Origin of the sequence: Corallococcus aberystwythensis, from assembly GCF_003612165.1 — a bacterium.
Taxonomy (GTDB): Bacteria; Myxococcota; Myxococcia; order Myxococcales; family Myxococcaceae; genus Corallococcus; species Corallococcus aberystwythensis.
Genome location: NZ_RAWK01000009.1, coordinates 40433 through 64377, shown reverse-complemented (window position 1 = coordinate 64377; position 23945 = coordinate 40433). Strand labels below are relative to the sequence as shown.

Sequence of the window (23945 nt, the reverse complement as noted above, 5' to 3'; positions counted from 1 at the left end):
GCGCGGTGGCGCTGGACGAGTCCCTGACGCTGGAGAACCTGGGGCTGGCCCTGCATGACACGCGCACCCAGGAGTCCCGGTGGCTGCTGGAGGGCTTCTTCAGCCTCAAGCGGCAGGTGCTGGTGGAGCTGCTTTCCGACTGCTGCGCGAATGCCTCCGCCGTGGCCCTGGGGCCGCTGGAGAGCACCTGCTACGCGCTCCAGGACGCGGCGCGCTGGTACCACCCCAAGGAGCGCTGCGCGCAGCTGGAATTCGAGTTGCTGCGGCTTTCTGCCCAGGTGGCTTCACGGCCCGGACACCTGCTTCTCATCCAGTCACTCCAGCGGGCCTTCCGGGGCATCGCGGACCGGCTGCTGCCCTTCATGGGCGGCGATGCGATGCGCCAGTGGGTCATCTGCGCGTTGGATGCGCTGTATGCGCGCGACGTGCAGGCGCTTCAGCACCAGCTGCCGGCGCTGATGAGGGCGCACGACGAGCTTGTGCTGGACCAACTCGCTCCTGTCGCTCGGGAGTGTGCGTCCCCCGACGGCGACTACGCTCAGGAGAGCAACCCCGGCGCCCCCTCGTCAGACTCCGCGCAGGGCGATGTGCCCACGGCACGCGCCTGTGCTGAGGAGCATGGCCTTGCCTGCCTCCTTCCGGCCGAAGAGGACACCGAGGCGCTCGGGGGGGCACCGCGGCCTTATGGTCAGGTCCCCCCTGCGGAGCGCGATAGCGGAACTCGGCGGTCTCCAGTCGCCCTCTGCGAGCCTGCTGGGAAGTGCACCGCTGGGGACGTGACGGGCCCGGTCTTGGACAACCTGTCTGGCTGTCGGACAGATGGGTGCACTTTGCCTCCGGATCAGGCTGAGGCTTCACCCTCCGGCTTCCAAGGACAAACACCCGTGACGGCGTACAAGGAGGGCGATACCCAGGGGGCCTTGGGCAGGCGCGCCTCGCGCCCCTGGCGCTTCATTGCCTATTCCCTGGGGCTCCTGCTTCGTGAGCGGCAACAGCCCTTCGCGTCCTCTCTTCCGTGGAGCCGCGGCATGCCCTGCCCTGATGGATAGGGCCTGCGTCGATTGAACTCGGACGCATCCTCCCGGGTCGGGCTCTTGCTCCGGATGTGCCCACGAACTCATTCTTCACCGAACCGGGTCTCTGGCCGTGGCTCCCGTGACCGGACCGCCTTTGGCCTGGTGCGAACCCGTTTCGATGCGGGCCATGCCCTCCTGCCTTCCGTGCGCTTCGACCTGGAGCGTGAGTCCCTGGGACTCGAAGCCCGAGGCGGGACGCGCACACGGCTTCGGGGGATACTGATGGCCGGTGCTCCCACGGAGGTGGGGCGAGGATGGCGGGCATGCGCAGGTGGCTCATCGGTGGCGTGGCGGTCCTGGTCGCGTGCGGCCTCGTGCTGTTCTGGGCCTTGCGCTCCGGCGGACCAGATGCCCCAGTTGGGGGCGAGGGCGGCCCACTCGCGCGGAAGGCATCCTCAAGTCCCGAGTCCACGCCGCGACCCTCCGCGCATGTCGATGGCATGCTCCCGACGACGTCGTCTCCGAGCGAAGCGGATGGCGTCCTGGACGTGGAGGTTGTCGCGTTTGGGCAGCCTTCTGCCGGGACCACCGTGAGGCTGTATGCACCCGGAGCTCGCGGATCCTCTTGGACGCTGATGGGTTCGGCTCTTACGGATCCGAAGGGGCACGTCCAGCTCGCCTCCGGGCCGGGCCGCTATCTGGTCGCGGTGCGCGCCCCGGGGCTGGCGCCGCTGCTGCGCGAGGTGGTGCGTCCGCGTGGCGAGCCTCGCACGGCGATGCGGATCTCCCTGGCGCCCTCGCAATCGCTCACGGGCCGTACGGTGGTGCGCGGAACGAGTGAACCGCTGCCGCTCGTGGAGATCGTCCTCACGGCGCACGCTCGCGAACTGGAGGTCTGGCAGCGCGCTTCCGCCCCCGATGACGAGCGCGTCTTCGCGACGAGCGATGAGCGGGGAAACTTCCGCATCGACGGGCTCGCCCCGGGCACCTACCTGTTGGAAGCAACAGCCCCCGGCTACGCGCGCGTGGTGATGAACCGGCTGCGCATCCCCACAGATGGCCCGCTGACGCTGGCGCTCCGCCTGGCGAGCGTCATCGAGGGCTTCGTCGTGGACGCGAAGGGGCTGCCGGCCGCGGACGCCGAGGTGCGGGTGGGCGGCAATCCCTCCCAGGTGGTGACGACGGGAGCGCAAGGCGGTTTCTCCGTGGAGGTGGAGCCCGGTGTCCACCCCGTGTCCGCACGGCGTGGCGAGGAGGCCGGCGCGCTCGACCTTCCGGTCCTCTGTGTCGCGGGCAGCACCGTGCGCAACGTGCGGATCCAACTGGGGCTGGGGGCGGTGCTGGAGGGCCGCGTGGTGGAGCAGCCCTCGGGCGGGCCGGTGGCGGGGGCTCGCGTGGATGTCAGCCACTCGGGAGGGGACACGGACCCCGGCGTCGCGGTGTCGGACGCGGAAGGGCACTTCCTCGTGCGCGGACTGGCTCCCGGCAGCTACGACGCGAAGGTCACGGCTCCGGGGTTCTCTCCCGCCGTTCGCCGGAACCTGACGGTGACCCAGGGCGAGCGCTTCCCCGTGGAGCTCAAGCTCTCACGCACCGGCGCGGTGGAGGGCCAGGTGCGCGACAGGAACGGCGCTCCAGTAGCGGCCGCCCGGGTCTCTGGCTTCAACGGCTGGAGCGATGGCGCGGACGCGAAGCCCCTCGACGCCCGCACCGATGCCGACGGGCGCTACCGGTTCGAGGGAATCGCGACGGGGCGCCTGGCCCTCTTCGCACGCCACGAGGGGTCGACGGTGGGCAGCCGCCAGACCGTCACCGTGGAGGCGAACAGCACGGCCCGCGCGGACTTCACGCTGGACGGCACAGGCACCGTGGAGGGCGTCGTGCGCGCGGCCCGGGGCTCGCTCCCGGACGTGGCGCTGGAGGTGACGGCCCTGGCGGATGATCCGTCCCAAGGCGTGGCGCCGGAGGTGGGCCAGGCGCGGGTGGACGCGGAAGGCGCCTTCCGGTTGGTCCTTCCTTCAGGTGGCTACACGGTCCTGCTCACGGCGCACGGCCGCCTCACGCAGGGCCAGCGGGAGCGGGTGCGCGTGGAGACGGGACGCACGGCCCGGGTCGACTTCACGTGGGAGGAGAAGCGCGACGAGCACGAGTACCGCGGCGTCGTCCTGGAGCCGGATGGCTCGCCCTCGCCTCACGCCGTCATCGCCCTCACGGCGGCGGAGAGGCAGGGCATTCCCCTGATGATGGCGCCCGCGGATGAAGAGGGACGTTTCGCCATCCCCGTCTCCCCTGCGGCGCTCCCCGCCAACCGCCGGGTGATGCTGGACGCGCGCAACGGCGGACGCTCGAGCGAGGCCGTGCCCGTGACCACCGACCGGGAGGTGGTGGTGCGGCTGCGGCCCTCGGCCTTCCTGCGCGGCCGCGTGGTGCGCACGGGCGAGCCCGTCCGCGGCTTCACCCTGTCGCTCCAGCTCCAGAAGGGCTTCCTCCCCGAGGGTGGAGGACACTGGGAGCTCTCCGGTGAGCGCTTCGAGTTGCGCGACGTCCCGCCCGAGCCCGTGAAGCTGACCGCGCGCACGGCGGACGGCGCTGTCGGTGAGGTCCTGGCCTCTCCCAGCACCGGCGCGGTGCTGGAGGTGGACATCCCCCTGACGGCGCCCGCCACCGTGCGGGGCCGGGTGGTGAACGCGGCCACGAAGGAGCCCCTCCCGGACGCATTCGTCGTCATCGAGGGCGAGCCGCCCGCTCCGGAGCAGGGCCCTGATGCGGAGGGCCGCTTCTCGCTCAGCGGTGTGCGTCCGGGCGAGCGCGTCCTCATCATCCTGGGCGGCTCCTCCAAGGGACACCTGCGACGGATGCTCAAGCTGAAGGACGGCCAGGTGCTGGACCTGGGGGACGTGGCCCTGGAAGTGACGCCGTCCCCCCAGGGCCCGCCCACGCCTTGAGCCGCCGCGCGGCGCTCAGCCCGGCTTGCGCCGCCAGCCCGGCGGAAGGCCCTCGCGCAGCACCCCGGCCACCGCCACCGCGCAGGCGAAGCTGGTCGTCATGGGCACCTGCATCCAGCGGCCTCCCATGTAGAGCTTCACCTCCCGCTCCTCCACGACGTGGTCCACCTTCACGTCCGGGCCCACGCGCTCCATGAGGGCGGGGTCACCCACGGACACCACGGACTCCAGCTGCGAGGGCAGGGTGGGAACCCCGCCCGCGGCGCTGACGATGAGGGCACCCCGGGCCGCCGCGCGGTCGATGACCTCGCGCATGGGCGCCTCCAACGCGCGGTGGATCGTGCCCAGGCTCAGGTTGAGCACGTCCACGCCCACCTCGTCGAGCATCCACCCCAGCGCCTCCACGAGGCACAGCGAGTGTCCGCGCACGTTCTGGTCCAGGACGCGGGCCACGTAGAGCTCCACGTCCGGCCAGGGACGGACCTGGTCCTGGAGGATGCTCAGCACCGCCGTGCCGTGCCCGTGCGTGTCCTCCAGGTCCAGCGTGCCCGCGCCGCTCCGCCACGCCTCCAGCTCTTCCCGTTCGTAGGCGCGCGCCTCCAGCACCTGCGCTTCCAGGTCGAGCGTGAACGACGCCGCTCCCGCCAGTCGAAGCGCGTGCTCCCGCAGGAAGGCCACCTCCACGCCGCTGTCGATGATGCCCACCTTCTTCACGGGGCCGTGCCTCCAGACCGCGAAGGCTTCCAGTGCCCCAGCTGCCGGAACACGTAGGTGCCTAGGGACACGGTCTCCATGCGGGGCGGGACGGCGTCCGGAACGGACACGGTCAGGTGCACGAGCGAACCCGCGAGCCCCATCCCCACGCAGAGCACCCCGACGAGCAGGAACGTGAGGGTGCCAATCCGACGCACGACGAAGAGGCCCGCGTGGTCGGGGTCCTCCAGGAGGGGCAGCCGCGAGGGCAGTGGCGATGCGGTGGGGCGTGGGAGCTCAGTGGCCATGGTCCGTCGTCCGTATTTCCGCGCTACGCGGCGTCCGCCTCGCCCATGCCCGCGCGGAACAGCCGCTGGTACGGAGCGCAGCGCGCGAGCAGCTCCGGGTGTGGCCCCCGGCCCACCAGCCGGCCGCCCGCGAGCATCCACACTTCATCGGCCAGGGTCGCGTTGGCCAGCCGGTGCGTGATGAACACCACCGTCTGGCCGCGCTCGCGGGCCCGCGCGAGCAGCCCGCGCACGATGGTGGCCTCCGTCTCCACGTCCAGCTGCGAGGTGGCTTCGTCCAAGAGCAGCACGGGCGCGTCACGGAGCACCGCCCGGGCCAGCGCCAGCCGCTGCCGCTGTCCGCCGGAGAGGCTCGCGCCCGCCTCGGCCACTGGCGTGTCGTAGCCCTGGGGCAGCCCGGCGAGCACGGGCTCCAGCGCGCACAGCCGCACCGCCTGCCGCAGGTCCTCGTCGCTCACGCCGGAGAGCCCCAGGGTGAGGTTGTCTCGCACGGTGCCGTGGTACAGCTCCACGTCCTGCCACACCACCGCGAGCTGCCGGCGCAGGTCGGACAGCTCCAGCGTCCGCGCGTCCTGCCCGTCGAACAGCACGCGCCCCCGGCCCGGCTCCTCCAGCCGCGTCAGCATCCGCGCGAGCGTCGTCTTCCCGGAGCCGCTGGACCCGACGATGGTCACCACCGCTCCAGCGGGGATGCTCGCGCTCACCTCGCGCAGCACGTCCTGCTCCGGCAGGTAGCCGAAGGACACGTCCTCCAGCGTCACCTCGCCGGACAGCCGCCGGGTGACCGGCGCAGGAGGCGTCAGCGAACGGGCCGGGTCCTGCTCCGGCGTCTCGTGCAGGTACTCGAAGAAGCGGCGCAGGTGGATGCCGCGCTGGTGCAGGCTGGTGACGAAGGCGATGGCCTCGATGACCGGCCCGCGCAGATACGCGGCATAGGCCACGAAGGCCACGAAGCCGCCCAGCGTCAGCTTGCCCTGGAGGATGAGCCGCCACCCCAGCCAGGTGAACAGCGCCGTCTGCGCGGCCTCCACGGAGCGCTCGAACAGCCGCAGCAGGCCTTCCACCCCATGGGCCTTGAGGTGCGCCCGCAGCACGGACTGCATCAGCCCCGCCGCGCGCTGGTAGACGAACGGCTCCAGCGCCAGCACCTTCGTCGTGCGGCTCTGCCGCAGCGTCTCCACCTGGAGTGCGCCGAGCGCGCCGTGGACGCCCATCACCTCCTGCCACGCGTGGCCCATCGCGCGCCCCATGAGGAGCGGCACGGCCACCACGAAGGGCAGCGTGGCCAGGGCCGCCAGCGCCAGTTCCCAGTGGAGCGAGACCAGGGTGAACGGGATGACGATGAGGAAGGTGACCTGCGAGAAGACGAGCCGCAGCATCCCCAGCACCAGCGACATGCCCGCCTTCGCGTCGTCGAAGCGGCTGGTGAGCTCGCCCACCTGCCGCCGGGAGAAGAAGCGGTCCGGCAGGTGCTGCAGGTGGTTGAAGAGGTAGAGCGCGGCGGAGCTCTCCAGCTTCACGGTCAGGTACGCGGAGTAATAACCCAGCAGCGTCTCCGCGAGCGCCGCCGCCACCGACGCGGCCAGGATGCTCAGCACCAGCACGTGCAGGAGCCCCAGGTCCTGCGGCGACGACACGTGGTCGAACAACAGCCGCGTGAGGAAGGGCGGGATGAGGCACAGCCCGGTGATGACCGGCCCCAGGAGCGCGCTGCGCGCGAGCGCTCCCCACGCGGGACGCAGCAGCCGCAGCAGCGCGGCGAGGTAGCGCGCCGACTGCCGCAGCCCGGGAGGCCCTTCGCCCTGCATCGCTCCGCCCGCTTCCATCACAGGTGCGTGAGCACGCTCCGCGCCAGCGCGTCCACTTCCTCGGGAATGGCATGGACGCGCAGGCCGGTGTGCTGCTCCATCTTCCGCCGCGCCTCCTCCAGCACCTCATCCCGGACGCCCAGGAACCACGTCTCCGTCCACCGGCTGCCCAGGAGCTTGCGCCCGCCCATCATCGCCAGGCCCACCACCGTGCAGGGCACGCCGTGCTCGCGGGCCAGCAGGTCCAGGTACTCGCGCGTGGCGACCACGTCCTCCGGCTTCGTGTCCACCGACACGGTGAGCACCACCAGCCGGGGCAGGAACGTCTCGTAGATGAGCGTGGAGGCGTTGGCCCGGCGGTCCAGGCCCGCGGGCGTGTAGAGCAGGCCGTTCTGCCCGCCGGTGATGACCACGTCGCAGTCGCGCGCCAGGTCCGCCATGAGCCGCCGCTCGAACGCCTGCCGCTGCGGACCCTCCACGCGCAGCACGCGCGAGTAGCCCGTGTCCGAGCCCAGCAGGATGCCCGTGGGCTCGGTGGCGTGGTGGCGCACGCGCACGTGCTTCGCCAGCGCCTCGCGCAGGTACACCTGCGTGGTGAACTTGCCCTGCACCGTGTCCGTGCCGAAGACGCCCAGCAGGTTGCGCGGGCCATACGCCTCCGGACCCGGGCGCGCGAGCGCGTCCTCTTCCGGCACTGCCACGCGATAGAAGAGCGCGGGGTCCGGCTCCAGCCCGTCGAAGAGGTCGTAATAGAGGATGTCGTCGTACAGCGACACCACCGGCAGCCGCTTGCGCGTGGCCACTTCCAGCAGCGCCCGGACGTGCGGCACCTCCGTCTCGAAGTTGAGCGAGCAGGTGAAGACCACCGCGTCGAAGTCGTGGCGCGCGATGTCCGCCGGGTCGCTCACCACGGGCACGGACAGCTCCCCGGCCTGGATGTACGCGCCCGCGTCGCTGAGCGATACCGTATCGTCGAAGACGACGTGCGCCGGGGCCATGCTCCGGTCGCGGAAGCGCAGGAGCGCGTAGCCCTCCTTGTTGTACTTGAAGACGGCGGTCCGCTTGCCCGCGAGCACCTCCATCACCTGCGCGCGCGTGTACATGTGGCGGCTGCGCAGCGTGGGGGCCTGCTTCAACGGCAGCCGCTGGTCGCCCTCCCAGATTTCACCCAGCTTCCGGTACAGCACCTCCGGGTCGTACTTGGGATAGGTCCGGGTGTCCGGCGCGATGAGCAGCGGCACGCCGTAGTCCGGCATCTGGAAGACGTGCTCGCGCTCGGAGCCCTCCACGCGCAGCGCGTAGCGGCCCTGCGGGTGCAGGAGGAAGTACTGGAACGCCACGCGCAGGCCCGCGACCTCCAGCACCTCCGCGTCGAGCGTGAGCTCCCGGCGCGCCCCGGTGTTCACACCCTCCAGGGACAGCCGGCGCAGGAGGAACGGCGGCTGTTCCTGCCCGCCGGCGCGGCTCACGTGGATGAGCACGCACTTGAAGGGGTCCACCGGGAAGGAGGTCAGCAGCTCGGAGGAGAAGTCCTTCAGCCGCGACACGACGTCCGCGTAGCGCGCGAGGAACAGCGCGCGCGCCCGGTCCCGCTGGGACGGGTCCGGCATCATGAAGAGCAGGTCGCTGCCGCTGAAGACCTCGAAGCGGCGCCACGTCTCCCGCGTCTCCGCGTCCACCGGCTCCGGCAGCTGCGCCTCCACCAGCTTGATGAGCGCGTACATCCACGCATTGCCCGGCGTCAGCCAGTGCTCGCTGTAGAAGTCGCGCCCCCACGTCGAATAGTAGAGCCGCGGCAGCGTCGGCGGCTCGGGCGGCGGCGCGGCCGCAGTGGCCGGAACGGCCGGAACCTCCAGGGGCGTGGCGGGCTGCATGACGCCCTCCAGCCACTCGATGCCCTCGTGCCACCAGTGGCCGAACAGCTCCGTGTCGAACGCGAGCACGAACGTCTGCCCGTCCTGGACGAGCGAGCGGCGCGAGTCCAAAAGCTCCCAGAACTCGCGCACGTGCCGGGACACCTGCGCGTGGGCGGCGTCCACGTCGTAGAGCGCCTTCTGGCCCAGGTCGACCTTCTGGCCGGTGACGGCCTGGTACTTCAGGCCCGTCCACACGTGGCCCCGCTTGTTCGCGGGCACGGGCACCCCCAGCTCCTCGAAGTACTCGGGGCGCAGGTCGAAGCCCACGTCCCGGAAGAACTCGCGGTACACGGGGTGCGCGGGGAACGTCGACTCGGGCGACTTCCACAGGTGCAGCGCGATGCGGTAGTCGTGGACCAGCACCTCCAGGTCCTCGTGGCGGAACACGCCGCTGGGGTCCTGGGGCTGGGACGCGCCAATGCCCGTCAGGCTGAGCGCGGTGCGGCGGATGCCATGGCGCGTGAGCACGCGCTCCACGCCCGGCTGGAAGGCGCACTCGGGCAGCCAGAGGCCGTCCGGCTCGCGGCCGAAGACGTCCTGGAAGGACTCCACGCCCCGCGCCACCAGCCGGTCCGCGACGGCGGGCTGGAAGAAGGGCAGGAAGTTGTGCTGCGGCGTGGACGTCCACAGCTGCACGCCCGGCGGCCGCGAGCGCCCCAGCGAGGCGAACACGTCCCGCAGGCTGTGCGCCTGGAGGAACGCGAGGCTGTCCTCCACGCGCCGCAGGTACATGCCCGCGGTGCGGTGGACCCGGTCCAGCTGCTCGTCCGACAGGGGCTGGGGGTACTTCTCGTAGCGGTTGTAGAGCTCCCGCTGGGACGTGCGCTCCAGCTCGCGCGTGGCGATGCGCTTGAGCAGCTGGAGGTAGCCCGTGTAGCGCTCCTCGCAGGCGATGAGCTGGTCCACCAGGCACGGGGTGAAGGACATCACCAGCGTGCCGGCGAAGCGCCGGGAGTCCCAGCGCTCCAGCATCCGGAACAGCGGGATGTACGTCTCCGTCAGCGCTTCGAAGAGCCAGTTCTCCGGCTCATCGAAGAGGGGCCCCTCGCCCAACACCTGCGGCATGTGGGTGTTGAGGATCAGGGTGAGGCGCGTGTTCATGAGGGGACCGCGAGACGGGGGAAGCGGGGGGAAGCACTGCGGACCGCGGGACGGCTAGATGCGGCCGCCGCAGTCCTCGGTGGGGGACGTCGCGCCGTCCTCGGAACACAGCCGGTGGGCCGAGTTGTAGAGGTCCTGCCAGACCGTTCCCGGCCCCGACGCGACGAGCGAGTACGTGGTGCTGGAGAAATTCGACGTGGCGAAGCCCATCACGTCCGGGCCTCCGTGGACCTGCTCCAGCAACTCCGAGACATCCTTGCGCGTGAAACGCATCGGGAACCTCCGTGTGGCGGGTGGGAACGGCGGTGGGAAGGCGCGGGCGTGCTACCCGCAGCCGAACGTGGAGCGATCCTCGGCGGTGACGCTGCCGCCGTCCTCGCAGGTCCACTGGTTGGTCCAGTAGTTCTGCCAGACGACTCCGCCGCCGAAGGAGGCGACCATGTTCCAGGTAGCGCCGGCGAAGGTCGAGCTGCTGTGGCCCTGGACATCCGGGCTGCCCTGCACCGACTCCAACAACTCGCTGACGTTCTTGCGCGTGTAACGCATGGCTGTGCTCCGGGTGTGGCGTGGAGGGGAGAAACCAGGGAGGGCGCTAGTAGCAGCCGATCTGGGACGCGTCCTCGAACACGACCTGCCCGCCGTCCTCGCACATCCGGTGGTTCGGGTTGTAGATGTCCTGGAGGATGTTGCCGCCCGCGGACGGGGTGATGTTGTACGTGTAGCTGCCGATGGTGGACGTCCAGAAGCCCACGACGTCAGGGTTGCCCTGCACGGTGTCCAGCAGCTCGGAGATGTTCTTGCGCGTGTACCGCATGGTGGAGACTCCAGGGTGATGAGGGGGATCCGGCGGAACCCAGAATCCTAGGAAGGGACCGGGGGGCGGGCAAGCCAGGGGAGGAAGGCGGTCCGGAAGTGTCAGGAAAGACGCGTGATTTCCTGTTTCACGGTCCCCTCGGACCCACCACCCGGGATCCGCGGGCGCATGCCGGCGTTCAGCCAGGGTTCAATCGCCATCTGGACGCCGCACGCCGCGATGGTGACGAGCGCGGCGGTGGGGCCCGGCGCCTTCCACGCGCCCACGACGGCCGCCGCGGCGATGACCCAGGGGCGGATCAGCGTGAACGGCCCCAGGACCACCACGCTCGCGAGCGTTCGCACATCGGCCTCCGCCGCCGCCCAGACGCCCATGCCCACCAGGGTCAGCGTCGCGTACGGCAGGAGCACCCAGAGGATGGCCCGCGCGCACACGAGGAGCTGGGAGAACAGGCCGGGCGCGAACAGGCAGGCCCCGGCGATGCCGCAGCCCACCGCCGCGGTCGTGAAGACTCCCCGGAGCATCCCCCGGCGGATGGCGGCCCGGTAGAAGTCCGCCTTGAAGATGCGGGCATCCCGGCCCGCCGCGACCCGGAAGCCGCAGAACGACGCATCCGTGATGGCGAGCAACGCGAGCAGCACGGGCAGCACGGCGTTCATCGGGCGGGCCCCAGCCGCGAGCGCAGCGGTCCCAGGTGGCGCAGGAGCGGTTCCCACAGCTCCGCGCGAGCGCCCAGCGTGGCGCTCATGGGACGCAGCGCGGCGCCCAGGAGGTTCCGGGCCCCGTCCAGCGACGCGCAGGTGAACCCCGTCGCCCCCCGCGCCGCGGACAGCAGGGTCTCCGTGGGATGGACGCGCCGGGCGGAGACGACGCCATCATGGCGCGCCAACGGCTCGCGCATGCGGGCCTGGTGGAACATCCACGAACCCCAGGGGGACAACACCGAGTGCTGGATGTCGTAGTGCACGAACGCGTGCCCCTGCCGCTGGCCGGCGAAGAACGCGCTCAGGTCGTTGCCGCGAAAGTGATGCAGCACGCCCGTGGAGATGAAGACGTGGCCGGGCTGTTCCAACTGGAAAGCGTTCGCGACCCGCAGCTCGCATGAGAGGGATTCCTCCTCCGCGAGCCGCCGGGCGTTTTCAATCAGCGACACGTTCATGTCACAGCCGATGAGCTCCACGTCGCGCCCCAGCCGGCCATGCGCCGCGAGCGAGCGGACGGCGTAGCCAAGCCCACAGCCGACGTCGACGATGCGCAAGGGAGGCTTCACACCGGTGTCGCGCAGCGCTTGCAACAAGGGGAGCAGCACGCAGCGGAGGCGGTCCGCTTGCAGGAACTCCTCGCTCAGCCGCTGCAATTCGATGTGCGAGCGCAGGAGGGCCCCGTTGCAGGCCTCCACGTCGAGCGTGTCATTGGACGCGGGGAACCGCTGCACGAGCCTCGCGGCGGAGCGCTGGCCGTTCGCCATGAGCCGCGCCACGACGGACTCGCGGGACACCGGCCGGGGCCGGAGCGTCGCGACGTCGTAGTCGACGATGAGGTCTGAGATTTCCAGCAGGTCGGAGGGCATTCCAGCGGTCACGTCGCACGGTGGCGTGCCACGTGACCGCGGGAGTGTACCGCGTCCCGCCGTGTCCGGTGTTACTCCCCGGTGACGGCCGGCCCCGGCGGGCAGCTGAAGGTGGCCGGCACGGACCACAGCTGGCCCTCGTCGGCGGTGTCGATGGCGGTGAAGAAGATGCGATTGCCCACGCGGGTGAACGACTTCGGCTGGAAGACGTCCGCCAGCTGGCCCTGCGTCGCCACGGAGCCTCGGGTGAAATAGGGCAGGACGGGCCCGTCTTCGTCCGGCGCGCCGCCGAACAGGACCTGACCCGTACCGGTGGCGAACACGGGATACGGGTACCCGTACTCCACATAGGAATTGTTGAAGAGCATGCGGGTCCCCGCCGCCGTTCCATTCGTCGCCCACAGCGATACGGCCGTAGGCACGGGGGCGTCGCTTCCGATGCTCATGGTGAAGTAGATGTCGTTGCCGGAGGTCACGGCCGTCCGCACGGAGGGATACGTGTACTCGTAGGACCCGTAGGGGTTGGGGAGGGTGGTGATTCCCGTCTTGCCTCCGCCGCTCAGCGAGAGCCGGTCGATGCGCAGCCGCTTCGTCACCGGGCTGTCCACGGACGTCAGATAGACAGACGCGCCCAAGGTCCCGAGCAGGTTCACCCGCTTGCCGAAGGTGTCCAGGCGAACGGTTCCCGCGGCGGTGCCATTCGTCTTCCACACCTCGAAGTTGGGGCCGTCCTCCAGGATGAACAGCGGCTGCTCACCCGGGCGGCTCACGCCCGAGAGGTAGGTGTTCCCCGCGTCCAGCTGTTTGACGGAGGTGGTCCCGGCCAGTGTTCCGTCGGTGCGCCACAGCGTGGTGCCCGTGTCCTCGGAAAAGACGAAGAGCAACGCGTTGCCGACCTTCAATGTGTCATTGCCCAGGCCCGGGGTGCTGGTGAAGTTCCGCACCCGCAGCGTGCCGGCGGACGTGCCGTCGGACCGCCACAGCTCCGGCCCGGCCCCACCTCCTGGCAGCGGCACCCAGCGGAAGAACACCAGGCGGCCATCGAGCTCCGTGGCGTTGGTCATCACGGAGCCTTCCGCTCCGGGGGTGATGTCCTTGACCAGCCGGGTCCCTCCCGCCGTTCCGTCACTGAGCCAGAGCTCCATGCCGGTGGTGTCGGTGCGGGTCTGGAAGAAGAGCTTGTTGCCCACCGCGACCAGGCTCTGGGGCTGATAGACACCGGGGGGGCCCGGAAACGCCTTCAGCGGGACGGTTCCCATCTCCGTGCCGTCGCTGCGCCACAGGAGCGAACCGGTGTCGAAGGCGGAGGTGACGAAGTAGAGCGTCCCCTGGACGTTCGTGAGCTCCCCCATGAAGCCCACGGACCCCGTGGGCATGATGGACGCCACCCGGGATGCCACCCCCGGAGGGCAGGCCTGGGCACTCACCTCGCGGGAGTCGTCCTCCACCGTGGCCACGGGGACGGCCTCCACGGACAGTTCATCGCCCGGCGAAACCCCACAGCCCATCCCCGCCAGTCCCAACCACAGCAGGGCACTCCAATTCCTTACATGCATGTCCTCTCCTTCCGGCCCCCAGCGGTCGGAGAGTGGGGTGCGAAGCCTTGCCCTCCAAGGAGTACCCCAAGGAGGTAGGACTGTTTTCGAACTTTTGCCTGTCTGTCTTTGATATGGCTGGAATTTGCCGCCGGCTCAAGGCCGGGGGCGGGGCAGTCCAATGAGATAGGTGATGTTCATGCCCTGTGCGCGATGAACCCCGGTGTGCCACTTGTAGCCATTGGCATCGAGCCCCTCGGTCAGCTCCTCCAGGTCCTCCGGCGCGTAGGTCCGCAGCGACGACACCACGCCATCCCAGAGGATGAGCAGCGGGATGATGGGCACCAGGTAGGTGAAGAGCAGCCGCCACCAGCGCACCGGACGGATGAGCGGGGTGAAGCCCCACACCAGGGGGATGATGAGCAGGAGCTGGAAGAGGACGTAGGGCAACGAGCGCTGCGTGAGCTCGAAGGCGGCGATGGGAACCCCGCGCGTGGCGGCGTCCGCGAGGAGGGCGCGCGCCTGCTTCGGACGGAAGTGATGAAGCGCCTCGAAGAGGGTGCGCACCCCTGTCAGCTCCTCCGGGATGCGGGTGACGTCGACCGGGGTGTCGCGGTACTGCGCGCCCGCGGGCAGCTCCGGCACCGGGGTGGGGTGCAGGTCGGTGAGGACCACCTCGGCCTCGCCGTGCACCCGGCGCAGCGCCGGGAGCAGGGTGCGCCAGGGGCCGCCGGTCCCGGAGCACAGGTCGATGATCCGGTTCGTGCCGGACATGCGCAGCAGGTCCCCCAGCTGCGGAGCCACGGCGTCGTAGGGCCGCACGCGGTCCAGCACGACGTGCAGATAGTCGACCTCGCCCCGGCGCAGCAGCGCGGGCAGCCAGGACTGGTCGAGGAACTCGAAGAGGTGGAGCCGGGGGAGCAGTCGAATCATCGCGAAGAGGATAGAGCCTCCTCGCGATGCCAGTCGCGCCCTACTTGCTCACCGCGATGGACTTGCGGAAGAGCGCCAGGCTGTAGACGAAGAACCCCACGCCCACCGCGGCCACCATCAGGAACTGGCGCCAGACGGCCCCCAGCCCTCCGCCGCGGTAGATGATGACCTGCGAGAAGCTGACGAAGTGCCGGGCAGGCAGGAGGTACGTCACATACTGCAGCCACTTCGGCTGGCTCTCCACGGGCGTGCTCCCGCCCGACAGCAGCATCAGCACCAGCACCACCAGGATGATGAGCAGCGCGAACTGCGCCATCGAGCGTGAAATCGTCCCCAGGAAGATGCCGAGCGCCGTGGCGAAGAACAGGTAGAGCACGACCCCGACGAACCACAGCACCACCGAGCCGGCGAACGGCACCTTCAGCACCATGTGCACGACCAGGAGGAGCGAAGCCGCGGTCGCGACCAGGATCACCAGCCCGTTGGCCCAGACCTTCGCCATCGCGATCTCGAACGAGGTCAGCGGCATCACCAGCAGGTGCTCCAGCGTCCCGTGTTCGCGTTCACGGATGACCGCGGCGCCCGTCAGCACGACGGTCAGCAGGGTGATTTGATTGATGATGGCCACCACGCTCTTGAACCAGGACGAAACCCCGTTGGGGTTGAAGAGCTTGCGGACGATGAGGTTGACGGGCTTCGGTCCCGCCTCCTCCGTGCGCTTGAGGAAGGAGGAGATCCGGTCGTTGATGATGTTCTTGATGTAGCCGGAGCCGATGCCCGCCTGCTGCATGGCGGTGGCGTCGATGTTCACCTGGATGTCCGGGTTGCGCCCCGCGCGAAGGTCGTGCTCGAAGCGGGGCGGAATCACGACCACGAACATGAACCGGCCCCTGTCCATGTCCGCCTGGACCTCGTCCGGGGAGATGAGCTCCGGCAGCTTGAAGCGGGGCGGATAGAAGGCGTTGAGCAACTCCTTGGACAACGCGGACCCGTCCTCGTCGGCGAAGGCAATCGAGGCGTTGTTCACCTCGCTCGAGGTCCCCGTGGCCTGGACATAGATGGCCAGCGTGAACGCATAGACGACGAACACGACCAGCACCGCGTCGCTGACCAGGCTTCGAAGCTCCTTGAGCCCGAGCCACAGGATGTTCAGCAGGGAGTTCACTTCTATTTCTCCTGCTTTCTCAAGCCGATGACACTGATTGCAAGAAGGACGGGGACGCACACGGCCAGGAAGGCGACATCCTTCATGATGAGGCCCGCCCCCAGTCCCTTGGTGAAGGCGCCCAGGCTGGCGTGCATGTAATAGGTGGCCGGCCAGATGGATCCGACGACCCCCGCCCCACCCTGAAGCGTGGAGACGGGCTGCAACAAGCCGGAGAACTGGATGGTCGGCACGATGGTCAGGATGGCCGTGACGAAGACGGCCGCCACCTGACTGCCGGTGAAGGTGGACGTCACCATCCCGATGCCTGTCGTCGCCGCGACGTAGAACAGCGTGCAGAGGATCAACGTCAGGAAACTGCCCTTGATGGGAACACCGAAGACCACCAGCGCCAGGGCGGTCAGGATGAAGAAGTTGACCATCCCGATGGCGATGTAGGGCAGCTGCTTTCCGAGCAGGTACTCCAGCCTCCCCGTGGGCGTGACATAGAAGTTGATGATCGACCCCAGCTCCTTCTCACGCACGATGCTGACCGTCATGAGGATGGCGGGGATCAGCAGCAGCAGCAGCGCCGGGACGCTCGGCACGATGGAATAGACGCTCTCGAAGGTTGGATTGTAGAGGAAGCGCTCTTCGATGTTGGCCGTGCCCTTGCGCGCGCTGGCGGAATAGAAGCCGCTCGCGGGATCCCGCAGCATCCGGTTGTGGACCCCCTGGACGTACTGCTCCACGGTGTCACCTCGGAAGGTCATGGCGCCGTCCACCTGCGCCAGCACCTCCGGTCCCGAGCCCCGGCGCAAATCCAGACCGAAGCGAGGCGGAATCTCCAGCACCATCGAGACATCGTCCGACTGGAGCCGGCGCAGCGCCTCGTCCGAGGAGGCGGCGGGCGGGGTCAGGGCGAAGTAGGGTTTCGCCGCGCTGAACTGCTCGAGATACAGCCGGCTCTCGGGCGACTGGTCCATGTCCAGCGCGGCATAGCGGATGTTCTCGACGTCGGTCGTGATGCCGAAGCCGAAGACGAGCATCAGCACCGCCGAGCCGATGAAGGCAAACGCCAGCCGGACCTTGTCGCGGAGGATCTGGATGGCCTCGTTGTGGGTGTATGCGAGCATCCGGCCAAGTCGCAGCCGGAGGCCGGCCCGGTCCGCTCGAGGCGCGGCCGGAGGCTGGGGCGGGGCGGCCTCGGGCGCGTGCGCGGGAGCCGCGTCCTTGGGCTTCGCGTCCTTGCTTTCGGCGCGTGCCTTTTCGGCGATGGCGTCTTCCATGTAGCCGATGAAGGCGGTCTCCAGGCTGTCTGCGTTGCGTGCCTCGATGAGCTTCTGGGGGGAGTCCGCCGCCAGCACCCTTCCCGCGTTCATGAGGGAGATGCGGTCGCAGCGCATCCCCTCGTTCATGAAGTGCGTCGTCACGAAGATGGTGACGCCCTGCTTGCGCGACAGGTCGATGAGCAGCTCCCAGAAGCTGTCCCGGGCGACGGGATCAACGCCTGACGTGGGCTCGTCCAGGATGAGGATCTGCGGTCCGTGCAGCACGGCGACGGCCAGCGAGAGCCGCTGGCGCAGGCCCATGGGCAGGTCCCCGGCCAACGCCTCCAGGTGCGCGCCCAAGCCGAACCGCTCGACCAGTTCGTCGATGCGCCCCTTCGCCTTGTCCGGCGGCAGGTGGTAGAGCCGGGCGTGCAGGACCAGGTTCTGCTGGACGCTCAGCTCGCCGTAGAGCGAGAACGCCTGCGTCATGTAGCCCAGCTTCTTGCGCACCTCCATGCTGCCGGCGTCCACGGAGCTGCCGAAGAGCTTCGCCGTCCCTTCCGTGGGTGGCAGCAGGCCGGTCAGCATCTTCATGGTCGTGGACTTGCCGCAGCCATTGGAGCCCAGGAAGCCGAAGATCTCACCGCGTTCAATCGACAAGGTGACGTGGTCGACGGCGGTGAAGGTCCCGAAGCGGCGGGTCAGTCCATGGGCCTCGATGGCCAGCTCCGCGTTGCCCGGGGTACGGGGCGGGATGACGATCTCCTTGTGGCCCCGGCGCTTCTCCTCGGGCAGCAGCGCGATGAAGCATTGCTCCAGGTTCTGGGTCCCCGAGCGCTCCATCAGCTCCGCGGGCGTCCCCGTCGCCAGCACGCGCCCCGCGTCCATGGCGACGATCCAGTCCCACTGCTGCGCCTCGTCCATGTAGGCCGTGGAGATCATGACGCTCATGCCAGGACGCCCGGCGCGGATGTCGTCGATGAGGGTCCAGAACTGCCGCCGGGAGAGCGGGTCGACGCCGGTGGTGGGCTCGTCGAGGATGAGCAGATCCGGGTCGTGCACCAGCGCGCCGCACAGCCCCACCTTCTGCTTCATGCCGCCGGAGAGCTTGCCGGCGGGGCGCTCCGCGAACTTGCCCAGGCCGGTGGCCGCGAGCAGCTCTGGCACGCGCACCTTGCGCTCCTCGGGCGACAGTCCGAAGAGCCGGGCCATGAAGTCGACGTTGTCGTAGACGCTGAGCTCCAGGTAGAGGTTCTTGCCCAGCCCCTGGGGCATGTACGCGATGCGCGGCCCCACGGAGCGCCGGTGCCGGGCGTCCGCGATGTCCCCGTCCAGGACCGTCACCCGTCCCTGCTGCATCTTCTTGGAGCCGGCGACCAGGGCCATCAGCGTCGACTTGCCGACCCCGTCAGGCCCCACGATGCCCACCATGATGCCGCTGGGAACATCCAGCGAGATGCCGTCGAGCGCGACGACCTTGCCGTAGCGGTGGGTCACGTCCTGGATGGAGACCACGAGCTTGCTGGAGGCTCCGCCCGGGGAGGCTGGAGACGCGGATGAGACCATGGCTGAGTCCTTCCGGGTCACCGGGCTAACGGGAGGCGGATTGCTCCGTGATGACGTTCCGCAACCGGGCGGGCCACTCCACGGAGGGGTCCACCTTGACGTAGCCGACGCCGCGAATGCCTGTCTTGATGCGCTCGACGTAGCGGCTGGCCAGCTCGCGGGGGACCTGGAGCTTCAGGCGGAACACCAGCTTCTCCCGCTCGCTCTTCGTCTCCACCTGCTTGGGTGTGAACTGCGCTTCCGGGGACACGAAGGACACGTACCCGGGGATGGAGCGGTTGGGCTCGAAGTCGACGGTGAGGCGCGCTTCGGAGCCAATCTTCACCCGGGCGGCCTCGCTGGCCGGGAGGAAGATCTCCATGTACACGTCCTCCAGGTTCACGAGCGTGAGCGCCGGTCCGCCGGGCGCGAGCACCTCGCCGGGCTCGGCCAGGCGGTAGAGGACTCTTCCCGTCACCGGAGACTTGAGCGTCGCATCCGCGATGCGCGTCTGGATGGTCTCGGCATTCGCTCGCGCGACTTCAATCTCCTTCCTGGAGGTCTTCAGCGTGGCTTCCGCTTCCGCCAGGCTGGCCTGGGTGGTCTCCAGCTGGCTCGCGCGAACGTCCAGGTCCCGCTGCGAGCCGGCGCCCCGGGCCACCAGCCTGCGGGCGCGCTCGACCTCGATGGTGGCGAGCTCGATTTCACTCTTCTGCTTGACGATCCCCGCCTGGGCCACCGCCAGCTGCTCCTGCGTGGCGGCGAGGTTCGCGTTGGCTTCCGCCAGGCTGGACTCCAGCGTGGTGGTGTCCAATTGCACCAGCACCTGACCTGGCCGGACGAGGTCGCCTTCGTTGACAAGGATTTGCTTCACCCGCAGGGGTTCCTTGGCGGAGACATCCGCCAGCTTCGACTCGAGGCGGCCATTGCCCGAGAAGATTCCCTCCGGCAGCTCGGATTGCTTCCCCTTCCAATAGCGGAAGCCAATGAACGCGATGATCGCGATGGCGACCAACCCGAGGACCCACTTCATCTTGCCTTGTGGAAGCTTGGGCATGGCGGACTCCTATTGCTTTCCCGGCTGCGAAAGCGTCTTGGCTTCCTGCGTCCGCGGCTTGGACAACATGTCACCCCAGTTCGTCCGCTGCTCCATCTCGGCTTGCATCGGCTCCGGCACGACGGGCTGGTCGCGGCGGACCTCCCAGCCTCCGCCCAGCGCCTTGTAGAGGGCGACCAGGTTCGTGGCGATGGAGGAGCTTGTCTGGGCCAGGTTGTTCTGTTGTTCCAGGAGCGAGCGTTGCGCGTCCAGCACGCGCTGGTAATCCACGGCGCCTTCCCGGTACTGCACCGCCGAGAGCTCCACCGACCGCTGCGCGGCCTTCACGGCGGCTTGGTGGAACGCCATGGCCTTCTGGGCATTGACGAAGCCCGTCAGGGAGTCCTCCACCTCCTGGCCCGCCTTGAGCACCGTGTTGCGGTAGTTGACCAGCAATTGCTGGAACCGCGCGTCCTCGACACGCACCCCGTTCTTCAGGCGGCCGTAGTTCAGGAAGGGAAAGACAATGCGGGGGCCCACTGAATAGAACAGGCTGCCCAGGGAGAAGAGGTTGCCGGAGGACGCGCCGCTGGTGCTCGCCTGGAGCCCGATGGTCCCGAAGAGGGAGAAGCTCGGATAGAGCTCCGCCTCGGCGATACCGATTCGCGCACACTGCGCGGCGGCGAAGAGCTCGGCGCTGCGGACATCCGGGCGCCGCCGCAGGATTTCGGCCGGCATGCCGACCGCCACCGTCGCGGGCGCCACGGGAATCCGCTTGGGACCCGCCAGCAAGGCCTCCACGGCGCCCGAAGGCTGGCCCAGCAGCGTGCTCAGGGCGTTGCGAGCCTGCTCCAGCCCGCCTTCCAGCTGGGGAATGGTGGCCCGGGTGCTCTCCAGCAGGGTCGCGGCCTGCGTCATGTCGAGCTCCGAGGTGGCGCCATTGCTGAAGCGCGCCTCGGCGATGTGGAAGCCCTCCTCCTGGATCCTGACGTTCTCCCGGGCCTGCTCGATGAGCACCTCGTACGTCCGCACCAGGACGTAGGTCCGCGCGACCTCCGCGGTGAGCGACACGAGCGAGGATTGGTAGTCCGCCACGGACGCGAGCAGGCCGGCGGTTCCCGACTCCACGCCCCGCCGGTACTTGCCCCAGAAATCCACCTCCCACAGCGCGTCGAAGCCCAGCTGGTATTCCAGGTAGTGGCGGTCGAGGTCTCCGAGATTGGTCAGGTCCAACAGATTGGCCGCGGCGGAGTTCTCACTGCGTCCCACCGCGGCGGCGCTGCCGGTGGCCACCTGCACCTGCGGATACTGCCGGCCGGTGAGGATGGCCAGCTGGGCTCGCGCCTCCACGATCCTCAGCCCCGCGATCTGCAGCGGCAGGTTCTGCCGGTAGGCGGTCTCGACGAGGCGATCGAGTGACGGATCTCCAAACGACTTCCACCATTGGGAATCGACCTCGGCCTGCTTCGAGAGCCGGGGGTCGCCCTGGGTGCGCCACTCCTTGGCGACGTTGACGTCAGGCCTCTTGAAGTCGGGGCCTACCGTGCACCCGAAGAGCGCTGATAGGACGCCGAGCAGCGGCAATGCGCCGACGACGGGGCCGAACTCCGGCTTCATCCCCTGCATGGTGTTGTCCGCCCCCCGCATCCGAGACACCTCGATGGAGAAGAGGGTCCGCACGGCGGAGAGCGCGCGGAAGTACGAGCGGTCCGGATGCCCCGCGGGACAGGCCGCGATGTCCTTTCAGCAATGAATGACACCGGCCCGGGGGCGACAGGGATGTCGCCGGCCCCACAAGGCTGGCGGACGCGTCTCCCCAGGGGACGCATTGCGCTTGTCGTTGGGCCGCACGACCCTCAAGCCATGGCCCACGACACCCATTCGGAGCCCCTGAAGCGCAAGGACTATGAGAAGGAGCTTCGCAAGCTCCAGGCCCGGCTCTGCCAGCTCCAGGACTGGGTCAAGCAGGAGGGGATGCGTGTCATCGTGGTCTTCGAAGGGCGGGACGCCGCGGGGAAGGGGGGAACGATTCGCGCCATCACCGAGCGGGTGAGCCCCCGGGTGTTTCGCGTGGTGGCCCTCCCGGCGCCTTCAAGCCGGGAGCAATCCCAGATGTACCTGCAGCGGTACGTGCCGCATTTCCCCGCGGCGGGCGAGATCGTGATCTTCGACCGCAGCTGGTACAACCGGGCCGGGGTGGAGCCCGTGATGGGCTTCTGCACTCCCGAAGAGCACGAGCGCTTCCTGGTGGGCTGTCCCGTCTTCGAGAAGTACATGGTCGAGAGCGGAATCCTCCTGCTGAAGGTCTGGCTCGAGGTCGGCCAGGCGGAGCAGGAGCGGCGGTTCGCGGCGCGGATCGACGACCCCCTCCGGCAGTGGAAGCTGAGCCCCATGGACCTCAAGTCCTGGACGCGCTGGTACGACTACTCCCGGGCGAGGGATCAGATGCTGTCGGCCACGGACACGCCGCAGGCGCCCTGGTACATCCTGCGCTCCGACAACAAGAAGAAGGCGCGGCTCAACTGCATCCGCTTCCTGCTGGAGAAGATCCCCCACGAGCAGGTGAAGCGACCCAAGGTGGAGCTGCCCCGCCGCTCCATGAAGGGCAAGTACGACGACGACGCTCCGCTCCGGGGGAAGAACTTCATCCCCGAGAAGTACTGACCTCCTGATCGAGGAGGGCGGCGGGGTCCGCCACCACGATGTCCGCGCCGTGGCGGCGCAGCTCGGCGGGTTGGCCCAGCCGGTCTACGCCAACGACATAGGCGAAGTGGGCCGCCCGTGCGGCCGCGACGCCCGCGGGCGTGTCCTCGAAGACGGCCGTTTCCTCGCAGCTGACACCAAGGGTCCGGGCCGCCGTGACGTAGAGCTCGGGAGGCAGCGTGGCGTCGAGCCGCGCGTCGAAGAGGTCCTGGATGCCGGCCGACTGGAGCATCCCGGCGCAGTGCCTGCTCTCGGAGACGGCCGCGGTCCGGAGCCCCGCGGCGCGCGCGGCCTGGACGTAGCGGACCGCCCCTTCATACGTCTCCACACGCTCCTGCTGGAGCACCTCCGCCAGGAGCGCCGCCTTGCGGTCGTTCAGTGCGTGGACCGTGCTCTCCGGCAGTTCGATGCCGCGCGCGTCCAGAAACGCGTGGATGCCTTCCTGGGACGGCTTGCCGTCGAAGTAGCGGCTGTAGTCGCGCACCAGGTCGAAGGGGATGAAGGGCTGCCCGGAGGACAGCGCGCGCTGCCGCAGGTAGTAGTCGCACAGCTGCTTCCAGGCCCGGGCGTGGAGGCTGGAGGTCTGGGTGAGGACGCCGTCGAGGCCAAAGAGGCAGGCGCGCGTGCGGGGCGGAAGCCCCAGCTTCGTCCGTGCGAGAGGCGGCTGGCCCAGGATGAAGGTGTCGACCGCGTGGGCAAAGCCCTCCTCCTCGTTGGTGCGCGTGACGTGGCGTGCGAACCGTTGGACCTCGGGGCTGGCGTTGCCCATGGCGATGCCCATGCCCGCGGTGTTCAGCATGGGCAGGTCATTGGCCATGTCCCCGATGGCCGCGATCTGCTCGAGCGGGAGCCCGAGGAGGCGCGAGGCCTCGCGCACGACCATTCCCTTGTTCGCTTCGGGGTGCGTGACGTCGACGTAGTAGGGCGTCGAGCGCGCCGCCGAGGCCTCCGACCCCAGCCGCAGGGCGAGCTCGGCCTCGCACCGCGCGACCCGCGCTGTGTCCTCGCTCACCCCGACGAGCTTGATGGCGGCGTCGAGCACGCCGTGCAGGTCCGCGATGACGACCGGGTCGAACCCGACGTTGGTCTTCTCCCTGGCCACGCGGAAGGCCTCGGGGGCGCGGAGGAACCAATCCGCCCCCTGGTAGACCCAGACATCCAGGCCCGCCTGGAGCATGAAGTCGACGGCCTGTCTGGCAATGGCGGGCGGCAGGGTCCGCTGCGCCAGCACCGTCGTGAGGTCGGGTTTGACGTACACGCCGCCGTTGAAGGCCGCCAGCGGGGCGGTGAGCTTCAGCGGGGCCACCAGCCCTGCCATTCCGCGCGGCGGCCGCCCGCTCGTGAGGGTGAACAGGATGCCGCTGGCGCGCAGCCGGGCAACGGCGTCGCAGGTTCGCGGGGTGAGGACCTTGTCCCGCGTCACCATGGTCCCGTCGACATCCGCGATGAGCAACTTGATGGTCATGGCTGTCTCCAGCGCCCGCCCGCTCGCCGCCGCGCCCGTCCTTCCGGACGTCGCCAGTGACAGCGGGAGACAGGGTCAAGATGGCATCGCGGTATGGGCCGCACCATCCAGCCCCGCGCTCCAGGGCAGCCCCGTTGCCGAG

General features: G+C 69.3%; 19 protein-coding genes. 3 read left to right on the top strand and 16 right to left on the bottom strand.

The window, feature by feature from the left end; translation table 11 throughout:
• A partial coding sequence (locus D7W81_RS42215; protein WP_158621409.1) for a GntR family transcriptional regulator occupies positions 1–1049 on the top strand: 1049 nt, incomplete at its 5' end.
• A gap of 602 nt (positions 1050–1651) precedes the next feature.
• The gene (locus D7W81_RS02605) at positions 1652–3961 is read left to right on the top strand and encodes a carboxypeptidase regulatory-like domain-containing protein (protein WP_158621407.1); all 2310 of its coding nucleotides are present in this window, start codon (positions 1652–1654) and stop codon (positions 3959–3961) included.
• A gap of 15 nt (positions 3962–3976) precedes the next feature.
• Here the strand turns inward: D7W81_RS02605 and D7W81_RS02600 are convergent, their stop codons facing one another.
• The 15 genes from D7W81_RS02600 to D7W81_RS02530 all read right to left on the bottom strand — a co-directional run bounded on the left by D7W81_RS02600 (position 3977) and on the right by D7W81_RS02530 (position 21315).
• Positions 3977–4675 (bottom strand): S8 family serine peptidase, encoded by a 699-nt coding sequence (locus tag D7W81_RS02600; protein ID WP_120553714.1) that lies wholly within the window; start codon positions 4673–4675, stop codon positions 3977–3979.
• Positions 4672–4962 carry a hypothetical protein gene (locus D7W81_RS02595; RefSeq protein ID WP_120553713.1) on the bottom strand — a complete coding sequence of 97 codons (291 nt, stop codon included), beginning with the start codon at positions 4960–4962 and terminating at the stop codon, positions 4672–4674. Before D7W81_RS02595 ends, D7W81_RS02600 begins: the two co-directional genes overlap by 4 nt.
• A gap of 23 nt (positions 4963–4985) precedes the next feature.
• The gene (locus D7W81_RS02590; RefSeq protein ID WP_147445328.1) at positions 4986–6788 is read right to left on the bottom strand and encodes a peptidase domain-containing ABC transporter; all 1803 of its coding nucleotides are present in this window, start codon (positions 6786–6788) and stop codon (positions 4986–4988) included.
• On the bottom strand, positions 6788–9787 hold the full coding sequence (locus D7W81_RS02585; protein WP_120553711.1) for a DUF1611 domain-containing protein: 3000 nt from the start codon (positions 9785–9787) through the stop codon (positions 6788–6790). The genes D7W81_RS02590 and D7W81_RS02585 overlap by 1 nt, the downstream gene beginning before the upstream one ends.
• 54 nt (positions 9788–9841) lie before the next feature.
• Complete coding sequence (locus D7W81_RS02580) at positions 9842–10060, bottom strand: hypothetical protein (protein ID WP_120553710.1); 219 nt, start codon at positions 10058–10060, stop codon at positions 9842–9844.
• Between the two features lie 51 nt (positions 10061–10111).
• Positions 10112–10333, bottom strand: coding sequence for a hypothetical protein (locus D7W81_RS02575; RefSeq protein ID WP_120553709.1), 222 nt, complete (start codon positions 10331–10333; stop codon positions 10112–10114).
• A gap of 46 nt (positions 10334–10379) precedes the next feature.
• A complete protein-coding gene (locus D7W81_RS02570; protein WP_120553708.1) occupies positions 10380–10601 on the bottom strand; it encodes a hypothetical protein in 222 nt (73 codons plus the stop codon).
• Positions 10602–10702: 101 nt separating this feature from the next.
• Complete coding sequence (locus tag D7W81_RS02565) at positions 10703–11260, bottom strand: hypothetical protein (RefSeq protein WP_120553707.1); 558 nt, start codon at positions 11258–11260, stop codon at positions 10703–10705.
• Complete coding sequence (locus D7W81_RS02560) at positions 11257–12171, bottom strand: class I SAM-dependent methyltransferase (protein ID WP_120553706.1); 915 nt, start codon at positions 12169–12171, stop codon at positions 11257–11259. Before D7W81_RS02560 ends, D7W81_RS02565 begins: the two co-directional genes overlap by 4 nt.
• A 71-nt stretch (positions 12172–12242) precedes the next feature.
• Complete coding sequence (locus D7W81_RS02555) at positions 12243–13727, bottom strand: hypothetical protein (RefSeq protein ID WP_120553705.1); 1485 nt, start codon at positions 13725–13727, stop codon at positions 12243–12245.
• A 135-nt stretch (positions 13728–13862) separates the two neighbouring features.
• Positions 13863–14639 carry a class I SAM-dependent methyltransferase gene (locus tag D7W81_RS02550; RefSeq protein WP_120553704.1) on the bottom strand — a complete coding sequence of 259 codons (777 nt, stop codon included), beginning with the start codon at positions 14637–14639 and terminating at the stop codon, positions 13863–13865.
• A 40-nt stretch (positions 14640–14679) separates the two neighbouring features.
• Positions 14680–15804 (bottom strand): ABC transporter permease, encoded by a 1125-nt coding sequence (locus D7W81_RS02545; RefSeq protein ID WP_120553703.1) that lies wholly within the window; start codon positions 15802–15804, stop codon positions 14680–14682.
• A 2-nt stretch (positions 15805–15806) separates the two neighbouring features.
• Entirely contained in the window at positions 15807–18620 is a 2814-nt protein-coding gene (gene rbbA / locus D7W81_RS02540) for a ribosome-associated ATPase/putative transporter RbbA (RefSeq protein ID WP_120553702.1), read from the bottom strand.
• Positions 18621–18645: 25 nt separating this feature from the next.
• The gene (locus D7W81_RS02535) at positions 18646–19656 is read right to left on the bottom strand and encodes an HlyD family secretion protein (RefSeq protein ID WP_120553701.1); all 1011 of its coding nucleotides are present in this window, start codon (positions 19654–19656) and stop codon (positions 18646–18648) included.
• Between the two features lie 9 nt (positions 19657–19665).
• Positions 19666–21315, bottom strand: a complete 1650-nt coding sequence (locus tag D7W81_RS02530) for an efflux transporter outer membrane subunit (protein ID WP_244226924.1) — start codon at positions 21313–21315, stop codon at positions 19666–19668.
• 183 nt (positions 21316–21498) lie between these two features.
• Between D7W81_RS02530 and ppk2 the strand changes: the two genes are divergently transcribed.
• Positions 21499–22299 (top strand): polyphosphate kinase 2, encoded by an 801-nt coding sequence (ppk2, locus tag D7W81_RS02525; protein ID WP_120553699.1) that lies wholly within the window; start codon positions 21499–21501, stop codon positions 22297–22299.
• On the opposite strand, the gene D7W81_RS43225 is transcribed toward ppk2, so the two are convergent.
• Positions 22280–23803 carry a Cof-type HAD-IIB family hydrolase gene (locus tag D7W81_RS43225; RefSeq protein WP_244226923.1) on the bottom strand — a complete coding sequence of 508 codons (1524 nt, stop codon included), beginning with the start codon at positions 23801–23803 and terminating at the stop codon, positions 22280–22282. The genes ppk2 and D7W81_RS43225 overlap by 20 nt on opposite strands.
• Between the last annotated feature and the right edge of the window lie 142 nt (positions 23804–23945).